General features: G+C 52.3%; 22 protein-coding genes. 14 read left to right on the plus strand and 8 right to left on the minus strand.

Going from position 1 to position 22,957, the window contains the following annotated elements:
• The first annotated feature begins 31 nt into the window (after positions 1–31).
• Complete coding sequence (locus OGY19_RS21895; protein ID WP_286597359.1) at positions 32–643, plus strand: helix-turn-helix domain-containing protein; 612 nt, start codon at positions 32–34, stop codon at positions 641–643.
• A 1-nt stretch (position 644) separates the two neighbouring features.
• Here OGY19_RS21895 and ampH read toward each other — a convergent pair whose 3' ends face one another.
• The gene (gene ampH / locus OGY19_RS21900) at positions 645–1,802 is read right to left on the minus strand and encodes a D-alanyl-D-alanine-carboxypeptidase/endopeptidase AmpH (RefSeq protein ID WP_115600866.1); all 1,158 of its coding nucleotides are present in this window, start codon (positions 1,800–1,802) and stop codon (positions 645–647) included.
• 381 nt (positions 1,803–2,183) lie between these two features.
• On the opposite strand from ampH, the gene sbmA reads away from it, so the two are divergent.
• Positions 2,184–3,404 (plus strand): peptide antibiotic transporter SbmA, encoded by a 1,221-nt coding sequence (sbmA, locus tag OGY19_RS21905; protein WP_115600865.1) that lies wholly within the window; start codon positions 2,184–2,186, stop codon positions 3,402–3,404.
• A gap of 14 nt (positions 3,405–3,418) precedes the next feature.
• Positions 3,419–4,522 (plus strand): DUF1615 domain-containing protein, encoded by a 1,104-nt coding sequence (locus tag OGY19_RS21910; RefSeq protein ID WP_115600864.1) that lies wholly within the window; start codon positions 3,419–3,421, stop codon positions 4,520–4,522.
• Here OGY19_RS21910 and OGY19_RS21915 read toward each other — a convergent pair.
• The gene (locus OGY19_RS21915) at positions 4,507–4,830 is read right to left on the minus strand and encodes a YaiY family protein (RefSeq protein ID WP_115600863.1); all 324 of its coding nucleotides are present in this window, start codon (positions 4,828–4,830) and stop codon (positions 4,507–4,509) included. The genes OGY19_RS21910 and OGY19_RS21915 overlap by 16 nt on opposite strands.
• Before the next feature lie 263 nt (positions 4,831–5,093).
• On the opposite strand from OGY19_RS21915, the gene OGY19_RS21920 reads away from it, so the two are divergent.
• A complete protein-coding gene (locus OGY19_RS21920) occupies positions 5,094–5,315 on the plus strand; it encodes a DUF2754 domain-containing protein (RefSeq protein ID WP_005120949.1) in 222 nt (73 codons plus the stop codon).
• 22 nt (positions 5,316–5,337) lie between these two features.
• Here OGY19_RS21920 and ddlA read toward each other — a convergent pair whose 3' ends face one another.
• Positions 5,338–6,432 (minus strand): D-alanine--D-alanine ligase, encoded by a 1,095-nt coding sequence (gene ddlA, locus OGY19_RS21925; protein WP_048212466.1) that lies wholly within the window; start codon positions 6,430–6,432, stop codon positions 5,338–5,340.
• A 301-nt stretch (positions 6,433–6,733) separates the two neighbouring features.
• Here ddlA and OGY19_RS21930 point away from each other — a divergent pair, with 301 nt between their 5' ends.
• The 5 genes from OGY19_RS21930 (at position 6,734) to adrA (ending at position 11,616) form a co-directional block, all read left to right on the plus strand.
• Positions 6,734–7,930, plus strand: a complete 1,197-nt coding sequence (locus OGY19_RS21930) for a multidrug efflux MFS transporter (RefSeq protein WP_048212465.1) — start codon at positions 6,734–6,736, stop codon at positions 7,928–7,930.
• Between the two features lie 248 nt (positions 7,931–8,178).
• Entirely contained in the window at positions 8,179–8,421 is a 243-nt protein-coding gene (locus tag OGY19_RS21935; RefSeq protein WP_048212464.1) for a sigma-S stabilization anti-adapter protein IraP, read from the plus strand.
• Between the two features lie 104 nt (positions 8,422–8,525).
• A complete protein-coding gene (phoA, locus tag OGY19_RS21940) occupies positions 8,526–9,941 on the plus strand; it encodes an alkaline phosphatase (protein ID WP_115600862.1) in 1,416 nt (471 codons plus the stop codon).
• Between the two features lie 147 nt (positions 9,942–10,088).
• Positions 10,089–10,409, plus strand: coding sequence for a phosphate starvation-inducible protein PsiF (psiF, locus tag OGY19_RS21945; RefSeq protein WP_048212462.1), 321 nt, complete (start codon positions 10,089–10,091; stop codon positions 10,407–10,409).
• 91 nt (positions 10,410–10,500) lie between these two features.
• Positions 10,501–11,616 carry a diguanylate cyclase AdrA gene (gene adrA / locus OGY19_RS21950; protein ID WP_286597361.1) on the plus strand — a complete coding sequence of 372 codons (1,116 nt, stop codon included), beginning with the start codon at positions 10,501–10,503 and terminating at the stop codon, positions 11,614–11,616.
• Between the two features lie 14 nt (positions 11,617–11,630).
• Here adrA and proC read toward each other — a convergent pair whose 3' ends face one another.
• On the minus strand, positions 11,631–12,440 hold the full coding sequence (gene proC / locus OGY19_RS21955) for a pyrroline-5-carboxylate reductase (protein ID WP_048212460.1): 810 nt from the start codon (positions 12,438–12,440) through the stop codon (positions 11,631–11,633).
• A gap of 189 nt (positions 12,441–12,629) precedes the next feature.
• On the opposite strand from proC, the gene OGY19_RS21960 reads away from it, so the two are divergent.
• The 4 genes from OGY19_RS21960 to ppnP all read left to right on the plus strand — a co-directional run bounded on the left by OGY19_RS21960 (position 12,630) and on the right by ppnP (position 15,127).
• Positions 12,630–13,085, plus strand: coding sequence for a YaiI/YqxD family protein (locus tag OGY19_RS21960; protein WP_048212459.1), 456 nt, complete (start codon positions 12,630–12,632; stop codon positions 13,083–13,085).
• Positions 13,086–13,269: 184 nt separating this feature from the next.
• A complete protein-coding gene (aroL, locus tag OGY19_RS21965; RefSeq protein WP_048212458.1) occupies positions 13,270–13,815 on the plus strand; it encodes a shikimate kinase AroL in 546 nt (181 codons plus the stop codon).
• Positions 13,816–14,093: 278 nt separating this feature from the next.
• Complete coding sequence (locus OGY19_RS21970) at positions 14,094–14,771, plus strand: AroM family protein (RefSeq protein WP_115600861.1); 678 nt, start codon at positions 14,094–14,096, stop codon at positions 14,769–14,771.
• 71 nt (positions 14,772–14,842) lie between these two features.
• The gene (gene ppnP, locus OGY19_RS21975; protein WP_003021477.1) at positions 14,843–15,127 is read left to right on the plus strand and encodes a pyrimidine/purine nucleoside phosphorylase; all 285 of its coding nucleotides are present in this window, start codon (positions 14,843–14,845) and stop codon (positions 15,125–15,127) included.
• A 50-nt stretch (positions 15,128–15,177) separates the two neighbouring features.
• Here the strand turns inward: ppnP and rdgC are convergent, their stop codons facing one another.
• Entirely contained in the window at positions 15,178–16,089 is a 912-nt protein-coding gene (gene rdgC / locus OGY19_RS21980; protein ID WP_048212456.1) for a recombination-associated protein RdgC, read from the minus strand.
• Positions 16,090–16,180: 91 nt separating this feature from the next.
• Between rdgC and mak the strand changes: the two genes are divergently transcribed.
• A complete protein-coding gene (gene mak / locus OGY19_RS21985; RefSeq protein ID WP_115600860.1) occupies positions 16,181–17,089 on the plus strand; it encodes a fructokinase in 909 nt (302 codons plus the stop codon).
• Positions 17,090–17,093: 4 nt separating this feature from the next.
• Here the strand turns inward: mak and araJ are convergent, their stop codons facing one another.
• From araJ to sbcD, 3 genes are all read right to left on the minus strand, one after another.
• Positions 17,094–18,266: an MFS transporter AraJ gene (gene araJ, locus OGY19_RS21990; RefSeq protein WP_048212620.1), complete on the minus strand. Its 1,173-nt coding sequence runs from the start codon at positions 18,264–18,266 to the stop codon at positions 17,094–17,096.
• A gap of 194 nt (positions 18,267–18,460) precedes the next feature.
• Positions 18,461–21,604 carry an exonuclease subunit SbcC gene (gene sbcC / locus OGY19_RS21995; protein ID WP_115600859.1) on the minus strand — a complete coding sequence of 1,048 codons (3,144 nt, stop codon included), beginning with the start codon at positions 21,602–21,604 and terminating at the stop codon, positions 18,461–18,463.
• Positions 21,601–22,803 (minus strand): exonuclease subunit SbcD, encoded by a 1,203-nt coding sequence (sbcD, locus tag OGY19_RS22000; RefSeq protein ID WP_115600858.1) that lies wholly within the window; start codon positions 22,801–22,803, stop codon positions 21,601–21,603. Before sbcD ends, sbcC begins: the two co-directional genes overlap by 4 nt.
• Positions 22,804–22,957: the final 154 nt, after the last annotated feature.

Below are 22,957 nucleotides of genomic sequence, written 5' to 3' on the forward strand. Positions count from 1 at the left end.
GCTCATGATGTCCCTCTGGGATGCGCTCCGGATGAATATGATGATCTCATATCAGGAACTTGTTCGCACCTTCCCTAAGTATGGCGAACATTTCGAATGTGATAGTAAAAAACAAATTATATATTCCCATGATATAGATGGTGATGACACTTTTATCATTTTAAGTGGTGTTGTTTCCCTGCGTAGAGGGGAAAACGTGCTGGTCGGGATTGCACAGGCGCCTTTTATTATGGGCCTTTCTGATGGCGTGATGAAAACAGATGTACAATACAGATTAATGACCGAAAGTAATTGTACGGGATATCATCTTCCTGCCTCACAAACAATTAATATCATTGAACAATACCAGCTTTGGCGGGAAGCTTTTTGCTGGCTGGCATGGCAAAACGCCATGCTCGAATTGCGCGATCTGCAGTTGATCGGTAACAACTCCTACGATCAGATTCGCGCCACGTTGATCTCCATGACGAAATGGGACGAGGTTCTGCGTTCGCGTATCGGCGTCATGAACTATATTCACCAACGTACACGAATTTCACGCTCAGTTGTCGCTGAGGTTCTCGCAGCATTGCGTAAAGGTGGATATATTGAAATGAATAAAGGCAAACTGGTGAGTATTAACCGTTTGCCTTTTGAGTATTGAATCAGGAGGCGGGGATCACTTGCGGTTTGTTGCCGCTCAGTTCGCTCACCAGATTGTTGATCCCGTCGCTCATATTGGTAAAGCGGGTCAGCGGGGAGCGGGTTACCACGACAAAGGCCCCGACGTTTTGCTGTGGGATCATCGCCATATAAGTAATGAAGCCACCGCCGCCACCGGTTTTTTGAATAATTCCTGGACGCCCATTCTTCGGCGCCATATAGACCCAGCCCAAACCTAGCGCATCGGCTCTGCCCGGAACATCCATCCCTATCACTTTGGTTAACTGCGTACGCTGATAAATCAGCGTCTGCATCCGGTCGGCCTGCTGGCTACGATGATAAAAATCAGAGGAGAGATACTGTTGCATCCAGCGCATCATATCGCCGGGCGTAGAATAGACGCCACCGCTGCCCATGGCCGCCAGCGTATTGTTACACGGGCTGGCGCCTTTTTCCGCGACCATCAGGCGTGCGCACTGATCGGGGGACGGGGTAAAGGTGGTGTCTTTCATCCCGAGCGGTCGGGTGATTTTCTCTTCAAACATCTGCGGATAAGGTTTGCCGGACGCGGTTCCCAGCGCATCGGCCAGCAGGTCAAACGCCAGGTTCGAATAGGAAGCCTGCGAGCCAGGTGCGGCTTTTAGCGTTGCGGTAGAGAGATAGCTCCAGCGCTGTTCGCGAGTCGGCCAGACAAAGACCGGGCGTTTTGCCGCGCCGCCAGGCTGCTCGCGTGGCAGTGCGCTGGTGTGCGTCGCCAGATTCACCAGCGTGATAGGCGTTCCCTGATATGTCGGGACGCGTGCGCCTGGTGGGGCATATTTACTCAATGGATCGTTGAGTTTTACTGTGCCCTGATCGAGTAATTTCACTAACATTTCGCTGGTCATTAATTTGGTCAACGACGCGATGCGAATAACGGAATCCAACTGCGGGTGAACATTATTGCCGGGGCGCGTTTCACCAAAGCTACGAAACACGCGCTGATTACCATCAATCACCACAAGCGCCATCCCCGTAGCGCCGCTGCCGTAGAAAATATGATCGGCATACCGGTCGACGATGTCAGAGGCAAAGACGGGATCGGTTATAGGCTGTGCCGCCTGGACAGATGTCAATGACGCCGCACACAGCGCGGCAGAAAAAAGCAGACTACGTTTCAACGGTGGTGTCCATGAGTTAGAGGAAATAAAAGATGACGTGCGTATGCGTATTTATACTACTCGTTGGCATATTGCAAAGCGCTTATCAGCCAATGATAGTGGGAAAAACGTAACGATGAGTAAACGTGGGCTTTTCCCGGAGAGTGGATGTTCGCTTTTGTGATCTCACGCTGCAATAATCTGAACATGCCGGAGCGCTGTCGGTGTGAAAACCGCAGAAACAATTCTACAAAACCAGATAGCGAACTAAGTGCGCCGGTTCTGGTCACAATTGTCGGTTTCAGCTTGTGTTTATTGGGCGTAAGCCGTCTTGCCGCGGTAAACCACCGTGGCAAATGCACAGCAGTCGTCATAACGATAAGAAGTTAGCAGGAGAGCACTATGTTTAAGTCTTTTTTCCCAAAGCCGGGGCCGTTCTTTATTTCGGCATTTATTTGGGCACTGGTCGCTGTTGTATTTTGGCAGGCTGGCGGGGGAGCCTGGGTTGCACAGATTACCGGCGCATCGGGGAATGTACCGATTAGCGCAGCGCGATTCTGGTCGCTGGATTATCTGATTTTTTATGCATACTACATTTTGTGCGTTGGCGTGTTTGCGCTGTTCTGGTTTATCTACAGTCCGCACCGCTGGCAGTACTGGTCGATACTCGGTACCTCGCTGATTATCTTCGTCACCTGGTTTCTGGTTGAAGTCGGCGTCGCCGTCAATGCGTGGTATGCCCCGTTCTACGACCTGATTCAAACCGCACTCAGCACACCGCATAAGGTGAAAATTGAGCAGTTCTATCAGGAAGTGGGGATCTTTCTCGGGATTGCGCTGATAGCCGTCGTCATTGGCGTGATGAACAACTTCTTCGTCAGTCATTACGTCTTCCGCTGGCGTACCGCGATGAACGAACATTATATGGCGCACTGGCAGCATCTGCGTCATATCGAAGGTGCGGCGCAGCGTGTGCAGGAAGACACCATGCGTTTCGCTTCCACGCTGGAAGACATGGGCGTGAGTTTTATTAACGCGATTATGACGCTGATTGCCTTCTTGCCGGTACTGGTTACGCTTTCTGCGCATGTCCCGGATCTGCCGATTGTTGGACATATTCCTTACGGTCTGGTGATTGCTGCGATTGTCTGGTCGTTGATGGGGACCGGGCTGCTGGCCGTGGTGGGGATCAAACTGCCTGGGCTGGAGTTCAAAAATCAGCGGGTGGAAGCGGCGTACCGTAAAGAGCTGGTGTACGGTGAAGATGATGGTAATCGCGCGACGCCGCCGACGGTTCGCGAGCTGTTCCACGCGGTGCGTCAAAACTACTTTCGCCTCTATTTTCACTATATGTACTTCAATATCGCCCGTATTCTTTACCTGCAGGTTGATAACGTTTTCGGCTTGTTCCTGCTGTTTCCATCGATTGTTGCCGGTACGATTACGCTCGGTCTGATGACGCAAATCACCAACGTGTTTGGTCAGGTACGCGGCTCGTTCCAGTATTTGATTAATTCGTGGACAACGCTGGTTGAGCTGATGTCTATCTATAAGCGTCTGCGCAGCTTCGAACGTGAACTGGATGGTCAGGAAATTCAGGCTGTTACCCATACGCTTAGCTAACAAAAGGAGATGTTATGCCGACGGTTTCCCGTCTTTACCCCTGGTCTGGTCTGGCGGCGTTGGTGCTGGTGGGGTGTAGTAGCCAACCCGCGCAGCCATTAAAAAAAGGGGAGAAAGCTGTCGATGTGGCGAGCGTGGTGCGGCAAAAAATGCCTGCCAGTGTGAAAGACCGGGACGCGTGGGCGCAGGACCTGGCGAAAACGTTTGAAAGCCAGAAGCTGGCGCCGACGGTTGAAAATATCTGTTCGGTGCTGGCCGTGGCGCAGCAGGAGTCCAACTATCAGGCCGATCCGGTTGTCCCGAATTTAAGCAAAATAGCCTGGAAAGAGATTGACCGTCGCGCCGAGCGTATGCATATCCCAGTGTTTTTGGTTCATACCGCACTGAAGATTAACTCGCCAAATGGGAAAAGCTACAGCGAGCGTCTGGATTCAGTGAAGACGGAAAAGCAGCTTAGCGCCATTTTTGATGATTTCATCAATATGGTGCCGATGGGACAGACGTTGTTTGGTTCGCTCAACCCGGTGCATACCGGGGGGCCGATGCAGGTCAGCATTGCGTTTGTCGAACAGCATACTTCCGGGTATCCGTGGAAAATGGAAGGAACGGTACGTCAGGAAGTCTTTACCCTGCGCGGCGGACTCTGGTTCGGCACGTATCACTTGCTGAATTACAAGGCGAACTATAGCGCGCCTGTCTTCCGTTTCGCGGATTTTAATGCGGGATGGTATGCCAGCCGTAATGCGGCGTTTCAGAATGCCGTCAGCAAAGCCAGTGGTGTGAAGCTGGCGCTGGATGGGGATTTGATTCTCTACAACAGCAAAGAACCGGGTAAAACGGAGTTGGCGGTACGCAAGCTTGCCGGGAAGCTGGGGATGAGTGAGAGCGATATCCATCGTCAGTTGCAAAAAGGCGACAGCCTGGCCTTCGAGGAGACTGCGCTGTACGAGAAGATGTATAAGCTGGCGGAAGCGAAGGCAGGAAAAACGTTACCACGGGAAATGCTGCCAGGTATTCAACTGGAAAGCCCGAAGATTACGCGTAATTTGACCACGGCATGGTTTGCTAAACGCGTGGACGATCGTCGGGCGAAGTGTATGGGTCAGTCATCGTTGTGATGATGATGGCGCCAGCGCACCACCGCCGCGATGACGCCAAGGATAAGGCAGCCTGTGAGGAAGGGAATCAGTCCAAACAGGGTGCCGACGCCTAAGCCAATTTCAACGCGTGGGCGTCCGGTCTCTTGCATCTGTAGCTGCATCAGTTCTTCATAGATACCGGGCGCATGGGCTAACAGATTTAAAACCTGAGCCCCGGCCCAGAAGCAAAACAGCACAAAAACGGCATACGCAATGTTTCCGGGCAGAGAGGAGGTATCTCGATGCTTGCCCTTAAACAGGGATTTTGAGAGCGTAAAATCAGCCATAGGGACCTCCAGAGATATCCTGCGTTGTCGATGCCATACCAGTAACTGACAGTGAGTCTGACAGGTGATCGGGATTGTCAATATCAGAATGATGGTAATTTCAGGTAGAGATTATTCCTGGATTTTGGTTTTTTGTTGAACGTCACAAATATGTAACCTTAAGTTAAATTGATTCACATTTAAGAATTTCCGCACAGGACACAGACGCCCGCAGGGAAATGTGCGAGGATGCTGTTCAACGCTGAACTTCCACCGGAGCTGTTATGAACCTGCCTGTAAAAATTCGCCGCGACTGGCATTATTACGCGTTTGCCATTGGGCTGATCTTTATTCTGAATGGCGTGGTGGGATTATTGGGTTTTGAAGCGAAAGGATGGCAAACCTATGCGGTGGGGCTGGTTACGTGGGTGATTAGCTTTTGGCTAGCGGGACTTATTATTCGCCGCCGCGCCGATGAGGATGAAGATGTCAAGGATGCCCAATAGTTATCGGGCATCCTGTCTGCTTTTACATGCTGGTTTTCAGCGCGCTATCGGCAGCGTGGCGCTCCAGCGCCAGCTCGATCAGACGTGTGATCAGATCGGTATAGCTTAAGCCGCTGGCCTGCCACAGTTTGGGATACATACTGATGTTGGTAAAGCCCGGCAGCGTGTTGATCTCGTTGATCACCACGTCATTCTCTGCGGTCAGGAACACATCCACCCGCGCCATCCCGGCGCAACCCAGCGTCTGGTAAGCCTGAATAGCGATCTCACGGATCTTGTCGTTAATTTCTGGGGCAATCGCCGCCGGAACCACGACTTTGGCCCCGTTATCGTCAATATATTTGGTATCGTACGCGTAAAAATCACTGTTCAGCACGATCTCGCCACAGGTACTGGCCTGCGGATGATCGTTGCCCAGCACCGCGCATTCTATTTCGCGACCTTTGATCCCTTGCTCGACCACAACTTTATGATCGAATTCAAATGCCAGCGCGATGGCCTGGTTGTACTGTGCTTCACTGGTCACTTTACTGACGCCAACGGACGACCCCTGGTTGGCCGGTTTTACAAACAGCGGCAGGCCCAGGCGGGACTCGACCTCGGCAAAGCTGATGCTGTTGCGATTGGCGCGAGTTAGCGTAATAAATGGCGCGATGTTTAATCCGGCATCGCGCAGCAGACGTTTGGTGACGTCTTTATCCATGCAGGCTGCAGAGCCCAGCACATCTGAACCGACGAACGGTAAATTCGCCACGCGCAGCATGCCTTGCAGTGAACCATCTTCACCCAGCGTGCCGTGCACAATTGGGAAAATAACATCGACCGTTGGCAGCGGCTGACCATTTTGCGCATCGATCAACTGATGTTCTTGTTTACCCGGCACCTGCGCCAGACTGGTCGCGGAGGGACGCAGTGCAATATGCGCCGGATCGTTTGAATTGAGCAGATAGTTACTGGCATCGCTCACGTGCCACTGCCCTTGTTTATCAATACCTAACAGCACAACGTCAAAGCGAGTCTTGTCGATGGCATCGACAATATTTTTTGCCGATTGCAATGACACTTCATGTTCCGCTGATTTACCACCAAATACGATTCCTACCCGCAACTTTGCCATCTTAAAAACCCATTCCTTGAATGCAAAGCACATACATTACCACGACAAAACGCAGGATTCCTCGGCTTCTGGCAGATTGTTTTGGTGGATTCCCCGGGAATGAATACGCACAAACCCACAGGGCATGTTAGAAGCATAATTCCCTGTATCTAATGTGGATTAGATGTGATGAATATCACAAATATGATGAGCGGGGAGATAAAATACTAAACTGTGAAACATCGCACCTCTGGACCCTCGTTTGAAGGCGTAATTTGTTAAGCTGCTCGCAGTTTTCAGCTACTTACCGTTATGAGTCCTTATGGAATCCTGGAGAGTTAACCTTATTTCCGTGTGGTTCGGTTGTTTTTTCACCGGACTGGCGATCAGCCAAATCCTGCCTTTTCTACCGCTCTATATCTCCCAACTGGGAGTAACCTCGCACGAAGCGCTCTCAATGTGGTCCGGGTTAACGTTTAGCGTCACGTTTCTTATTTCTGCCATTGTTTCACCGATGTGGGGCAGTTTAGCTGACCGTAAAGGGCGTAAGCTGATGCTGTTACGGGCCTCACTGGGTATGGCAATTGCCATTTTGCTGCAGGCATTTGCCACTAACGTCTGGCAGCTTTTTCTGCTGCGCGGGGTGATGGGGTTAACGTCGGGATACATTCCTAATGCGATGGCATTGGTGGCGTCGCAAGTCCCGCGCGAACGCAGTGGTTGGGCGTTGAGCACGCTCTCAACGGCGCAAATTAGTGGAGTGATTGGCGGGCCGCTGATGGGCGGTTTTATTGCCGACCATGTTGGTTTACGTGCGGTATTTTGTATTACCGCCGCGCTGTTGGTGGTGAGTTTTTTGGTCACACTGTTCTTAATTAAAGAGGGTGTCCGACCAGTGATTAAAAAAAGCGAGCGTTTAAGCGGGAAAGCTGTTTTTGCTTCGTTACCGTATCCCGCGCTGGTCATTAGCCTGTTTTTTACCACCATGGTGATTCAACTGTGTAACGGCTCAATTGGCCCCATTCTGGCGCTGTTTATCAAATCGATGGTGCCAGATAGCTCAAATATTGCCTTTCTCAGCGGCCTGATTGCCTCGGTTCCCGGCATATCCGCTTTGATTTCAGCGCCACGTCTTGGAAAGTTGGGCGACAGAATTGGTACTGAACGGATTCTAATGGCAACGCTCATCTTCGCCGTGGTGCTGTTTTTCGCCATGTCGTGGGTTACCACGCCGTTGCAGTTGGGAGTTCTACGTTTTCTGCTTGGCTTTGCCGACGGTGCAATGCTGCCTGCGGTGCAAACGCTATTAGTGAAATACTCCAGCGAGCAGATTACCGGGCGCATCTTTGGGTATAACCAGTCGTTTATGTATCTTGGCAACGTCGCTGGACCCTTGATGGGGGCAACCGTATCGGCCATGGCGGGTTTCCGCTGGGTCTTTATCGCTACCGCGAGCATTGTGCTTATTAATATCTGGCAACTGGCTATCGCGTTGCGACGCCGGCGTCTCGCTCGCTGAATGGCGGATTAACAACGCGGGTTGCCAGCGTTGTTAATCCATAATTGAAGATTATATATCTGGGTGACTATTAATCTCCTTACCCTTTTATATTGAATTATTCTGCAGAAAGCGTTATTCCCCCTTATTTTGTGTTGTGATTGTTTTCGCAAAACGTTTTATTTCTGCAATAAATACAACTTTCATCCTCTAGGAAGTTGTGAGTCTTAGTGATAACGTGGCCTTTATTTGGTTAAGGGAATACGAAAATGAAAAATCTCATCACTGAGTTGTTACTTAAGCTCGCCCAAAAAGAAGAAGAGTCGCAAGACCTGGCCGCGCAAGTCGCAACGTTAGAGCGGGTCATCATGGAAATGCTGCGCAACATGGCAACAAATGAGCAGCAAACACTGATTCGTCAAATAGAAGACGCGCTGGCAGGGGTAAGTCAAATGCCTGCATTTCTGACGACCATGCACAGTGCTGGCGAGAACGTACCTAAAACGTGTTGAGATATCTGCAGATACTTATCCACGAATTATCATAAAAGTGTCACATCAAATACTTATAGTCGCTTTGTTTTAATTTTACCGTATTTGTACATGGAGAAAATAAAGTGAAACAAAGCGCACTCGCTATTGCCCTGTTACCCTTGCTGTTTACCCCGGTTATTCATGCAGAAACATCTACCGTAGCGGCTATGGATAATCGTGCCGCACAGGGAGATATCACCACACCGGGTGGCGCGCGTCGATTAACGACTGATCAAACGGCAGCACTACGAGATTCTTTGAACGATAAACCGGCCAAAAATATTATTTTATTGATCGGTGATGGTATGGGGGACTCGGAAATTACCGCTGCGCGAAATTATGCAGAAGGCGCCGGTGGTTTTTTTAAAGGTATTGATGCGTTACCCCTGACCGGACAATACACGCACTACGCGTTGGATAAAAAAACGGGTAAACCTGACTATGTGACCGATTCCGCAGCCTCTGCGACGGCATGGACGACCGGTGTTAAAACATATAACGGTGCGCTGGGCGTTGATATTCACGAAAAAGATCACGCCACTATTCTGGAAATGGCTAAAGCTGCCGGTCTGGCGACAGGCAACGTATCCACTGCTGAATTGCAGGATGCCACCCCCGCCGCGCTGGTTGCGCATGTGACGTCGCGTAAATGTTACGGACCGAGCGTCACCGCTGAGAAATGCCCGACGAATGCGCTGGAAAAAGGCGGTAAAGGGTCAATCACCGAACAATTATTGAATGCCCGCGCTGACGTTACGCTGGGCGGCGGGGCAAAAACCTTTGCTGAGACCGCAGCTGCGGGCGAGTGGCAGGGGAAAACGCTGCGTGAACAGGCTCAGGCCCGTGGCTATCAGATGGTCAGTGATACCGCGACGCTGGCAGCCATTACCGAAGCGAATCAGGATAAACCGCTGTTAGGTTTGTTCTCTGACGGCAACATGCCGGTACGCTGGGAAGGGCCAAAAGCGTCTTACCACGGTAACCTTGATAAGCCAGTCGTGACCTGTACGCCAAATCCAAAACGTAACGACACGGTGCCAACGCTTGCCCAGATGACGGATAAAGCGATTGAGCTGTTAAGTAAGAATGAAAAAGGCTTTTTCCTGCAGGTAGAAGGTGCGTCCATCGATAAGCAGGATCACGCCGCAAACCCGTGCGGTCAGATTGGTGAAACGGTCGATCTGGATGAAGCTGTACAGCGCGCGCTGGCCTTCGCGAAGAAAGACGGCAACACGCTGGTTGTCGTGACCGCTGACCACGCGCATGCCAGCCAGATTGTTGCGCCAGACACCAAAGCCCCTGGCCTGACTCAGGCGATGAATACCAAAGATGGTGCGGTGATGGTTATCAGCTATGGCAACTCGGAAGAGGAATCTCAGGAGCATACCGGCAGCCAGCTGCGCATTGCTGCCTATGGTCCGCATGCGGCGAATGTGGTAGGCCTGACCGATCAGACTGACCTGTTTTACACCATGAAAGCGGCGTTAGGTCTGAAGTAACCTGCTATTTGGTCACTTAATTTTACTAATGAGGTGGCTATTTCTGCGTCAGCAACCAGACTTACTACACGTCATCCTTCAGGCCGCCAGCATCGAGGTTGCTTGAAAGGTGACGTGTAGAGTGAATACTCACAACAGGATGGTGCTATGAAAATAACATTGCTCGTTACCCTATTATTTGGCCTGGTTTTCTTAACTACCGTCGGCGCTGCCGAGAAGACGTTAACCCCGCAACAACAGCGTATGACCACCTGCAACCAGCAGGCGACGGCGCAGACCTTAAAAGGGGATGCCCGGAAGACATATATGAGTGATTGCCTGAAAAACAGTAAGTCTGCGCCTGATGAAAAGAGTCTGACGCCGCAGCAGCAGAAAATGCGTGAATGCAACGTTCAGGCAACAGAGCAGTCGCTGAAAGGCGACGATCGTAAAAAATTTATGAGCGCTTGCCTGAAAAAAGCTGCGTAATACATACGGGTGAGCGGATAAAATCGCTCACCCGAAATATCATACTTCCGCCGCCAGACCCCTTTCTATAATTTGGGAAATTTGTTTCAGAATATTCCCAAATACGATGAATGATGAAAACTTTTATCAAAAGAAGGCCGTACCGAATGAAGCATTTATATCGCTTCATCAAAACGACCACCAACGTTCCGGTCTGCGATTTGCCCGACGGATAAGACTGCCTCGCGCAGTCGGGCTGGGGGGAATGTTTTTCCCCATTGCGTCGGTATTAGTCTCGCAACCCATAACCGGAGGTTGGTGGCTGTTACTGGTGGGATGGGCGTTTGTCTGGCCGCACCTGGCGTGGCAGTTGGCGAGCAAAGCGGAAGATCCGCTGTACAGTGAATTTACGAATATTAAAACCGATGCGATCCTCGCTGGCATGTGGGTGGGGATCATGGGGGCAAACCTGCTGCCATCCACGGCGCTACTGATGATTATCTGCATTAACCTGATGGGCGCAGGTGGGGTGCGATTATTCATCGCTGGCGTCGTGTTGATGGTGGTTTCATGTCTGGTTACGCTACAGTTAACGGATATTCCGGTCGTGTTTAGCAGTACGCAACTGAGCGTGCTGTTGTCGCTGCCGGTACTGGTGATTTACCCGCTGCTGTTTGCCTGGGTTAGCTACCAGACGGTGATCAAATTGGCGGAGCATAAACGCCGTCTGCAGGTAATGAGTACGCGGGATGGAATGACCGGCGTTTATAATCGGCGCCATTGGGAGCTACTGCTGCGCAATGAATTTGATAATTGCCGTCGTCAGCAACGTGATGCCACGCTGCTTATTATCGATATCGACCATTTTAAGAGCATCAATGATACCTGGGGTCATGATGTTGGGGATCAGGCGATTGTTGCGCTGACGCGTCAGTTGCAAATGACGCTGCGCGGCAGTGATGTGATTGGGCGTTTTGGTGGTGATGAGTTTGCGGTAATTATGTGCGGAACACCTGCAGCCAGCGCCATCGCAGCGATGTCGCGCGTCCATGTACGACTTAGCCAGTTACGCTTGTCCTGTGCTCCGCAAGTAGCCCTGCGGATTAGCGTCGGTGTTGCTCCGCTGACTTCTGAAACAGAGCACTATCGGGAGTGGTTGAAGTCAGCGGATATGGCGCTTTACAAAGCAAAGAATGCCGGACGTAACCGTACTGAAGCGGCGGCCTGACGTCCGACTTGCACTCAGGATTTGCTGAGTTTCTCTGATTGTTCCATGCACTTAACCATCGCTTCGATGACTGATGAACGGAAGCCGCGTTCTTCGAGGACGCGCACTGCCTCAATGGTGGTTCCGCCAGGCGAGCACACCATATCTTTTAGTTCTCCAGGATGTTTACCCGTTTCCAGTACCATCTTCGCCGATCCCATGACCGCCTGTGCCGCGAATTTATATGCTTGCGCGCGTGGCATGCCGCCCTGAACGGCGGCATCCGCCATGGCTTCGATAAACATAAACACATAGGCCGGGGCTGAACCACTGACGCCAACGACCGGGTGAATCATCGATTCTGCGATGACTTCGGCTTCGCCAAAGCAGCGGAAAATATTCAACACGTCAGCAGTATCTTCCGGTGTTACCAGCGCATTTGGGGTGACGGACGTCATTCCTGCATTGACCAGTGACGGCGTGTTAGGCATTGCGCGGATAATTTTACGGTCATGACCCAGTGCGCGGGCGAGTTGATCGAGGGTGACGCCCGCCGCAATGGATACCACCAGAGAATCTTTGTTCAGGCTGGAGGTGATTTCACTCAGCACCTTAATCATGATGCCAGGCTTCACGGCACCAAAGACAATATCTGCAATCTGCGCGACTTCTTGCGCAGATTGCGCCGCATTTATGCCGTACTGATCGTGCAGTGCTGCGACTTTATCGGGAGAGGGGGTATAGACCCAGATTTGTCCGGGGAGTACCTGGCCGCTGGCGATCAGGCCGCCAAGAATCGCTTTACCCATATTTCCGCAGCCGATAAAACCAATTTTCTTGTCCATCTTGTCACTCCCTATGCGTGATATTCATTGTTTTATACCCGTCATCCTTCAAGTAACTTGAATTATTTAGGGTAAATCTGGGAAAGCTAAGCTTAGCGCGGAATGAAGGCGTTCAGAAGAAGAAACAGCGCTTTGCCTGAAAGTAAAAGCACGAGACAATGTGCAATTGCACATGTGTCTGGAGGTGTTATGACGATTTGGGTGGATGCGGATGCGTGTCCGAATGTGATTAAAGAAATTTTATATCGGGCCTCCGAGCGGATGCAGATGCCGCTCATTTTGGTCGCCAATCAGAGTTTGCGCGTTCCGCCTTCGCGTTTTATCCGCACCTTACGTGTTCCGGCTGGGTTTGATGTCGCCGATAACGAAATTGTGCGCCAGTGCAGCGCTGGAGACCTGGTTGTCACGGCGGATATCCCGCTGGCCTCTGAAGTCATTGAAAAAGGCGCTGCGGCGCTCAACCCGCGCGGTGAGCGCTATACCGAGGCAACGATCCGTGAACGTCTGACGATGCGTGATTTTATGGATACGCTGCGTGCCAGCGGGATCCAGACCGGGGGACCTGACAGCCTTTCGCCGCGTGACAGGCAACATTTTGCGGCTGAACTGGACAAGTGGTGGCTGGAAGTTCAACGTAGAAAATAATAATTGTAATTTATTTTTTACACTTTCTTCGTTGTGAATTCTTGTTATAGTAGGGTTTAATCAATTTTATCGCCTTATTGGAATATATTCTTTACACTTTGGCGACGTACTAGTTTGATGGTATGATTATAACTTTAACAGCATCAGATCCCGCTTACCTGCGGTTCTCTGGGGAACTTCTGTGATGACACAACCGCTTTATCTTGTTGGCCCCCGGGGGTGTGGTAAGACGACAACCGGTATGGCGCTGGCGAAAGCCATCGACTTTCAGTTCGTTGATACCGATCGCTGGTTGCAATCACATCTGCAGATGACGGTGGCTGAAATTGTTGAAAGAGAAGGATGGGAAGGTTTTCGCGCCCAGGAAACGACCGCCCTGCAGGCCGTTACGGCCCCCTCAACAGTCGTAGCGACCGGCGGCGGTATTATTCTTACTGAATATAATCGTCACTACATGCGTAGTCACGGCATGGTCATCTATTTAAACGCACCAGTATCGGTACTGGTAAACCGCCTGGAAGAGGCGCCTGAGGAAGGATTGCGCCCGACGTTAACTGGCAAGCCATTAACCGAAGAAGTGCAGGAAGTGCTTGAGCAGCGCGATGCGCTGTATCGTGAAGCGGCGCATTATATTGTTGATGCGACGAATGAACCTTCGCAGGTTGTGGCTGATATTCTTGTGATACTGTCGCAAGCCCGGTCACGGCTACAGGGCGGAGCTTATTGTTAAGGGCTTCCCGATATAGACCGACCTTTCCACTCCATCCCGGGCGTGCAGACATATTATCTGTCCTCTGCCGGAGCGTGCCTGTATCACAATTTTCGAACCTCCTGCTATACCGCGGAAAGTGAAAATTAAGCGATAACAATCTAGTACTGGAATGATTAGGAATCTTTACACTATGCATCGCCGATCTGCTGCTACGCTTTTGAGCATTTGTAGCGCAGGTCAGTACCCGGCATTTGTCCGGGAATTCACGGCAAAGTAAGAAGACGGTGGAGCAACAAATGAGTACGTCGTTGGCTATCCTCACGATTGGTGTTGTGCCGATGTGTGAGGTGTTACCGCTCCTGACGGAATATATAGATGAACAACACATTACTCACCACAGCCTGCTGGGACAGATGCGGCGAGAAGATGTGATGGCCGAGTATGCGGTCTCGCCCGGCGACGAGTCGTTATTGACGCTACTGAGCGACCATCAACTGGCTCATGTCTCGCGCCAGAAAGTCGAGCGCGATTTGCAAAGTATTGTTGAAGTGCTGGATAACCAGGGTTTTGACGTTATTTTGCTGATGAGCACGGCCTCAATTACCCGCCTGACGGCCCGCAATAGTATCCTGCTGGAGCCTTTACGAATTATTCCTCCCCTGGTGGCCTCAATTGTGGAAGGGCACCAGGTTGGGGTGATTGTGCCGGTCGCCGAGTTGCTCCAGGCCCAGGAACAAAAATGGCAGGTGCTACAGACGTCCCCCGTCTATGCCGTGGCAAACCCGATTCACGGTTCTGAACAACAGCTGATTGATGCCGGAAAAGATCTGCTTGAGCAGGGCGCGGATGTGATCATGCTGGATTGTTTGGGTTTTAACCAACGCCATCGTGATTTACTGCAAAAGTCTCTGGATGTCCCGGTTCTTCTGTCTAACGTACTGATTGCCCGACTGGCATCCGAGTTGCTCGCTTAATTTTGCGTGACAGGTACAACGCCAGGCCCCTATATTGGTTATCAACTTAATCACGAGATAGGGCCAGTTGTATGCTTCAAAGTAATGAATACTTTTCCGGCAAAGTAAAATCGATCGGTTTTACCAGCAGCAGTACTGGCCGCGCCAGCGTTGGCGTTATGGCTGAAGGTGAATATACCTTTGGTACAGCGGCGCCTGAAGAGATGACGGTGGTTAGTGGCGCACTAAACGTGCTGCTGCCGGGGGAAACCGAGTGGAAAGTATATGCCGCAGGGGACGTGTTTAACGTACCGGGCAACAGTGAGTTTCATCTGCAGGTGGCAGAGCCAACATCCTATCTTTGCCGCTATCTGTAAGCGTAAAAATAGCGAATGGCGACACTGAGCCGCCATTCGGTAAACACGGCTTAGCGCTGCGCTTCGCCGCCTAGTCCTTCCACCAGGCTTTTAATCAGCGCCGCCAGTTCACCCGTCATCAGGATGAAATCGGCATCAAAACGCTGAGCATAATCTTCGCGGTCGATATCTTCGTTCTGATCGCGCAGCTCGTCGCTAAACTTCAGACGCTTAATGGAGCCGTCGTCACACATAACGAACTGAATGCGCTGCTGCCAGTCGAGGGCCAGTTTGGTGACCAGTTTGCCTGCTTCGATGTGTACGGCAATTTCATCGCAAACCAGATCCTGTTTCTTCGCGCGGATCACGCCGCCGTCTTCCAGCATCGCTTTCAGTTCGGCTTCGTCCAGCAACTGGAATCCCTGTGCCGTTGTGCCGGAGCGAACCCATTCGGTCAGCGTTAGCTCAATAGGGTTTTCCATCGTCAACGGGACAACCGGCAGTGAACCGAGGCTTTTACGCAGCAGCGCCAGCGTATCTTCCGCTTTCTTCGCGCTTGCACAGTCGACAATGATCAGATCGTTGACGGTGTCGATCCACATCATTGTCTGGCTGAAGCGGCTAAAGGCGCGCGGCAGCAATGAGTGCAACACTTCATCTTTCAGCGAGTCTTTTTCGGTCTTTTTGAGCTTGCGACCCTGCTCAGCTTCCAGTTTGATTATTTTTGCTTCCAGCGCCTGTTTGATAACCGGCGACGGCAGAATTTTTTCTTCTTTGCGGGCGCAGATAATAATTTGGCCATTGGCGGTATGCGTTAATGCATCGCTGTGCGATCCCATCGGCGGAACCCAGCCCATTTTTGCCATATCCTGGCTACCGCAAGGGGTGAACGTCATTGATGCCAGCTGTTTTTCCATCTCTTCGGCACGCAAAGAAACATCGCGGCTAAGACGGTAAACCATTAAATTTTTGAACCACAGCATGATAATTTCCACGGCCTTGTCGTTAAATCCAGCGGGCATGATAGCGAATTGTCGCTATGCTTGCATTGTTAATCGGGAAGAGGAGCAAACAGTGCGTATAGGTATCGATTTGGGCGGTACAAAAACGGAAGTTATCGCGCTTGGCGATGCAGGCGAACAGCTTTTTCGCCATCGCCTGCCGACGCCGCGTGATGATTATCGACAAACCATAGAAACCATCGCCGCGCTGGTGGAGATGGCGGAAAAAGCCACCGGGCAGACGGGAACCGTAGGGATGGGCATTCCCGGTTCAATTTCGCCCTACACCGGAGTGGTGAAGAATGCCAACTCGACCTGGCTTAACGGGCAGCCTTTTGACAAAGACTTAAGTGCGCGTCTGAACCGCGAAGTCCGCCTGGCAAACGATGCTAACTGCCTGGCTGTGTCTGAAGCGGTCGATGGCGCAGCGGCGGGGGCGCAGACCGTGTTTGCGGTGATAATTGGTACCGGTTGTGGTTCCGGCGTGGCGCTGAACGGCCGGGTGCATACCGGTGGGAATGGCACGGCGGGCGAGTGGGGGCATAATCCGCTGCCGTGGATGGACGAAGATGAGCTGCGCTATCGGCAGGAAGTACCCTGTTATTGCGGTAAACAAGGCTGTATTGAAACCTTTATCTCAGGGACCGGTTTTGCCACTGATTATCATCGCCTGAGCGGGAACCCGCTAAAAGGCAGTGAAATTATCCGTCTGGTAAACGAACAGGATGCGCTGGCGGAACAGGCGCTGAGCCGATATGAATTACGCCTGGCGAAATCATTAGCGCATGTGGTAAATATTCTCGATCCGGATGTCATTGTACTGGGCGGGGGAATGAGCAATGTCGACAGGCTGTATCAACACGTCCCGACGTTGATGAAGCAGTTTGTTTTTGGCGGTGAGTGTGAAACGCCTCTGCGCAAGGCGTTACACGGTGACTCCAGTGGCGTGCGCGGCGCGGCCTGGCTGTGGCCACAGGCATAAACGTTTATGTCGCGGGTGCAACCTGTTGTTGCACGCCGCGCTTCAGGCGACCATAGATCAGCAGTGATGACATCGCGGTAAAAGACAGTAGAGCCGCAGGGATCGTGACGTAGTTGTAGGCAAAACCCAACGTCAACATTAAGCCGCCGAAGTAAGCGCCAATTGCGCTACCCAGATTAAAGGCCATTTGCCCACCGGCCGCCCCCAGCAGTTCACCGCCCTTCGCGTTTTGTAGCAGTAAAATTTGTAGCGGTGCTGATAGCGCAAACAGACCCGCGCAGCAAATAAAGGCGAACGTCAGCGAGGCGGTTTTGATGCCGCCGAATGCAAACAGCAGCAGCAGGGCCAGTACAATCACAAAATCAGTTACTACCGCAATGCGTAGCGGCGTGTAGCGACCAGACAGTCGACCGCTCAGCAGGTTGCCCAACACCATCCCCAGCCCAACCAGCATCATGATGAAAGTCATCAGCGTTTCGGAGAAACCAGAGATGTACATCATGTAGGGTTTTACGTAGCTGAACCAGGCAAAAACACCGGCGTTCCCAAACATGGTGGCGGAGAAAATGAGCCACGGTGCGGGACTTTTCAGAAAGTGAAATTGCTCGCGTAGCCTGCCTTTTGCTTCGTCGCGGAGGTTGGGTACCCAAAACATAACCGACAGAATAACGGCGATGTTAAACACGGCAATCAGCAGAAACGTGTAGCGCCAGCTAAACGTCTGACTCAGCCAGGTGCCAATGGGAATGCCAATCAGATTGGCGACGGTCATGCCGGAAATCATACCCGCCACGGCGGCGGTAACTTTACCAGGGCGCGCCAGCTTTGACAGGATAATCGCGCCGACGCCAAAAAATGCCCCGTGTGGAAACCCGGAGACCAGCCGGCCTACCGCCAGCATAAAATAGCTGGAAGAGAGGGTGAAGATGGCGTTACCGACGACACAGAGTGTGACCAGAAACAGCAGAATATGCTTAAGCGAAAAACGATTGGAAAACACGGCAATAATGGGTGCGCCGATGACAACGCCAAAGGCGTAAAACGAAATCATATGGCCAGCATCGGGGATGGATATGCCCACGTCACGCGCCAGTTCGGTTAAGACGCCCATAATGCCAAACTCGGCCATGCCCAGCCCAAACGTCCCGAGGGCTAAAGAGAAAATGACTTTTTTCATACTACCTGCCAACAATAAAGACGCAGGATGTGCGCCACAGCGCTGAATGCTCGCCGTCAATAAAGGGATAGCTTGCGGATAAGCGAAGTGGAATGCCATTCCATATCCGCCCCTGAGTATGCAATATTGTGCTACATAGCGTGCCGGATGGCGTTAGCGCTTATCCGGCCTGTGAAACTACACCCACAGGGTGATTACTCCACTGCAAACATCTTGTCGAGTTTGCTGTAACCTAATCCATTGATTTTTTTAACCTTGATTTGCACGGGAATACGTTCTTTCATCGCTTCAACGTGGCTTATCACGCCAATGGTTTTGCCAGTGGCGTTCAGGGCATCCAGCGCGTCGAGGGCGGTATCCAGCGTTTCACTGTCCAGCGTGCCGAAACCTTCGTCGAGGAACAGGGAGTCAATACGTGTTTTGTGACTGACCAGGTCGGACAACGCCAGCGCCAGCGCCAGGCTCACGAGGAAGCTCTCGCCGCCGGAGAGCGTGCGGGTATCACGCACGGCATCGGCTTGCCAGGTATCCACCACTTCAAGTTCCAGCGCCTCACTGGCCTTGCGTTGCAACAGATAGCGACCGTGCAGGCGGGTTAACTGGTTGTTGGCCAACCAGACCAGGTTATCCAGCGTCAGTCCCTGGGCAAATTTGCGGAATTTATCACCTTCTTTCGAGCCGATCAGCGCATTCAGGTAACCCCAGTCTTCGACCAGCAGTGAGGCCTTTTCAATCTCTTGCATCAGGGTCTGCTGCTGCTGGCGGTTTTCGGCATCCTGCCTGAGTTGCTGGCGAATTTCGCCCTGGCGCGTGGTGTTATCCCGCAGTTGTTGCGTGAGCTGCGCCAGTGCATCGCGAAGATAGTCCACGGTGAGTGTGAGATCCGCGCCGGCAGGCGGTTGCTGCTGATGCGTTGCCAGCGCCTGCTGAGCCTGGTTAAGCAGCGTTTGCGCCTGTTGTAGCTGGCCTTCCAGCGATTGCTTAAGCTGCTCAAGATGGTTAAACGCCTCTTCATCAAGCAGGGCGGCAAGGAAGGTGTCGCGATCGTCAAAAACACTGGCCTGCAATGCGCTATCAAACTGTGCCTGAATCTCTGCTGCGCGTTGTGCCTCCTGGGCTTCCTGCTGTTGCAACGATTGCCACTGGCCCTGTAAAGAGAGGCAATCGTCGTGCACCTGCCGCCAGTTTTCCAGCGCCAGGCTTTCTGTCGTTTCTTCCTTCGCGCCGGTTTCGGGCAATGTTTCCAGCAATGGCGCAAGCTGTGCCATTTTCGCCTGGAGCTCGGTCAGTTCATTTTGGCGACGCTGCCACATCTGCGCTTCGCCCACACGTGCGTTAAGCCAGGCGGTGATATCGTCATCGGCAGGAAGCGACAGACCGTAGCGGGCTAATTCAGCGAGAAGCGTAGTCTGCCGCTGTTCAATATGCAGTTGAAGCTGGGTTATCTGTTCGGAATGTGCAGTAATTTGTGCCTGCAGGGCATGACGCAGGCTCAACTGGTGAAGCTGTTGTTCGTGTTCTTCCTGGGCTGCAAGCCAGGGGGCGATATCATCCTGCGGTTGCAACGTTATGTTCAGACTGGTAGTCAGCGTCTGCCACTCTTTAGTAAGTGCTTGCTCCTCCTGAGAAAGCGTCTGTACCTCGCGTTCATCGCGCTGTAGCTGTTGGGTTATCGCGTCGAGCTGCCCGCGTAGCGTTGACCCCTCATCGGCCAGCGTTTTGACCTCTTTTTCTAATGCCTCACGCCGCGCCTGATTGACGCTGAGTTCGAGGGTCTGATAGTGCTCAATGGCCGGATGTGTCGTGGAGCCACAAAGCGGACAAGGCTGTCCGGACTGCAGTAAAGCACGCTGGCTTTCCAGATCTTTAATCCGTGCTTCCTGTTCGCAGAGCGTTTTCACATCGGTCAGATGCTGATTTTTATCTTTATAGCGCTGACGTTTTTCTGCCAGGGCCGCGTTGCGTTGTGCTTGCTCCTGCTGGCGCTGCTGAATTGTGGTGCGCAGCTGTACCAGTTGTTTTTGTTTCGGCGCAATTTGTCCATGCAGATTGCTCAGTTGCTGGCGTAATGGACGCAACTGTGAGTGCTGCGCCAGCGCTACCGTGACCTCTTGCGCGCTAAGGGCCAACGAGGGAAGCGGCAGTGCATCCAGCTTGCGCACGTCGCTGTCGCGTAGTTTTTGCCACTGACGTAGCTGCTCGTTAGCGTCAGATTGCTGTGCCAATAGCGCTTTCCATCCTGCCAGTTCGCTGCTCCATAAGCGGAAACGGTCATGTTCGTTCAGCCAGTCGGTTAGCGCCTGCTGTTCGGTGAGCAGGGTCGCCGACTGTTTTTGTGCCTGCTGACGGATGCGCCCGCGCAGCGATAAGCTGCTTTGTAAGCGAGCATTCACTTCCTGAATATTCTGTCGTGTTCGGCGGAGCGTGGCGGATTGTTCCTTAATTCGCTCCCAGTACGGACGCAATGCTCTGGCGGGATGTGCCAGGCTGAGTGTCGCCAGCTGCGGTTGTGCTTTATCTTGCGCCTCTTTTGCGGTCTGTAATGCTTGCTGGTGGCGGCTTACTTCTGCCTGCAGCTCATTTTGTCGGATGAGCCAATTAAGATGCTGTTGCTGGATTTGCTGACGGGTAAGATGCTGTTTTTCTTCGTCAGTAAGTACCTGCAAACTTTCTGTCAGAGACTGTACCTGCTCTGGTGCTAACAGCGCCACGCCGCTGGCCTGGGCCTGCAGTTTTTCCAGCTCCGTACGCGCTGCTTTGTGCTTTTCAAACACCATGGCGGAGATTTGGCCGTAAATCTCTGTGCCGGTCAGCTCTTCCAGCAGTTCGGCGCGCTCTTTCGGTTTGGCATTGAGAAATGCGGCAAACTGTCCCTGAGACAGCAGCATCGAGCGGGTAAAACGGCCGTAATCCAGCCCGGTAAGCTCGGCGGTCATTTCCAGCTTGTCTTTAACTTTATCGGCGAGAATTTTGCCATCGGCGCAACGGGCCAGTTCGACACGCGGAACCTGCAGGTTACCTTCTGGTTGATTGCGCGCGCGGTTCTGGCTCCAGAATGCGCGATAGGCTTCGCCTCTGACTTCGAATTCAACTTCGGCCAGACATTCCGCCGTATCGCGGGTCATCAGGTCGTTTTGCGACTGCGATACGGTATTGAGTCGTGGTGTTTCGTGGTACAGCGCGAGGCAAATGGCGTCCAGTAGGGTGGTCTTTCCGGCACCGGTTGGACCGGTGATGGCGAACAGCCCGTTGCTGGCAAAAGGCTCTGCCGTGAAATCAACTTTCCATTCCCCTTTCAGAGAGTTGAGGTTTTTCAGACGCAGGCTGAGAATTTTCATGCTTCAGCCTCCCCGGCAAGCGTCTGTACGGTTGCGCTAAACAGCTGATTAAGCCGCTCACGCTGCGGTTCTTCGAGTTCTTCCAGCGCCAGGCGGCGGTCAAACACCTCCGCCACGCTCAGCTCGCTTAATGTTTCACGACGTTCATTGGCCATGATGTGCTCGCGTTGTTCACGACTACGACGCACCAATAAGACTTCTACCGGTAAGTCTTCGGTCAGAGTCTGGATTTTGCGCTGCATATCATGCAGATAGTCATCGGTCGCGATTTCTATATCTAACCACACCGGCGGTTCCTGTTGCGTGCCACGCCATTGTTCCAGCTGTGCGCTAATCGTCGCTAAATCGCCTTTCAATACGGCAAGTTGTTGGGTTACTGGTACGATGAGGTTTTCAACGGCGCTCAGCTTACCGTTTTCAAAGCTCACCAGGTGGACGCATTTGCTTTTGCCGCACTCGTCAAAACTCAGTGCAATCGGGGAGCCGCAATAGCGAATATGTTCCGTACCGCCGATGACCTGTGCCCGGTGAATATGTCCCAGCGCGATGTAATCCGCCGGTGGGAAATTTTGTGCCGGAAAAGCATCCAGCGTCCCAATATAAATATCGCGTACGGCGTCACTTTTACTGGCGCCGACGGTGGTCAGATGCCCTGTCGCAATAATTGGCAGATTCTGGTCGCCACGCAGCGCGCAGGCGTCCTGATATTGCTGTTGGTAATAGTCGGTGATTGCACCTAATAAATGCTGCTGTTTTTCTTGCCCGGTCAACCCAGCCTGGCTGGTAATGATGTCGCGCGGACGTAAAAAAGGAACCGGACAGAGGATCGCACCCGGCGTGCCGTCGCGTTGAGGTAGCACTTGCGGCGCGTGGCCGGCGCTGGCAACGACCGTGGTGTTGAGGAACGCCAGAATATCGCGGGATTCATTGAGTGTGGCAACGGAGTCATGGTTTCCTGCCAGCACGACCAGATGACAGCCTGTTTGCTGTAGATTGACAACAAAACGGTTATACAACTCGCGGGCGTAGCTTGGCGGTGAACCGGTATCAAAAATATCACCTGCCACAATAATGGCATCCACCTGATGGGATTGTGCCGTTTCCAGCAGCCAGTCGAGAAAGGCCTGGTGTTCAGCGGCGCGGCTCTTGCTGTAGAAATTTTGGCCCAGATGCCAGTCAGACGTGTGGAGGATGCGCATAAGAGTTCCATGACAAAAAAACGATGGCGGAGATTATAACCTTGCAAGGACGGTAATATCTTGTTTCCGGGCTGTCATAATTCGCCTGGCTGCGTTAAACCTGGACTATCTTTTCATAAATCTGTCATAAAAGTGACGCATAATGCCACGGTAT

This window comes from Citrobacter sp. Cy070 (assembly GCF_030332245.1).
Lineage (GTDB): Bacteria > Pseudomonadota > Gammaproteobacteria > Enterobacterales > Enterobacteriaceae > Citrobacter > Citrobacter youngae.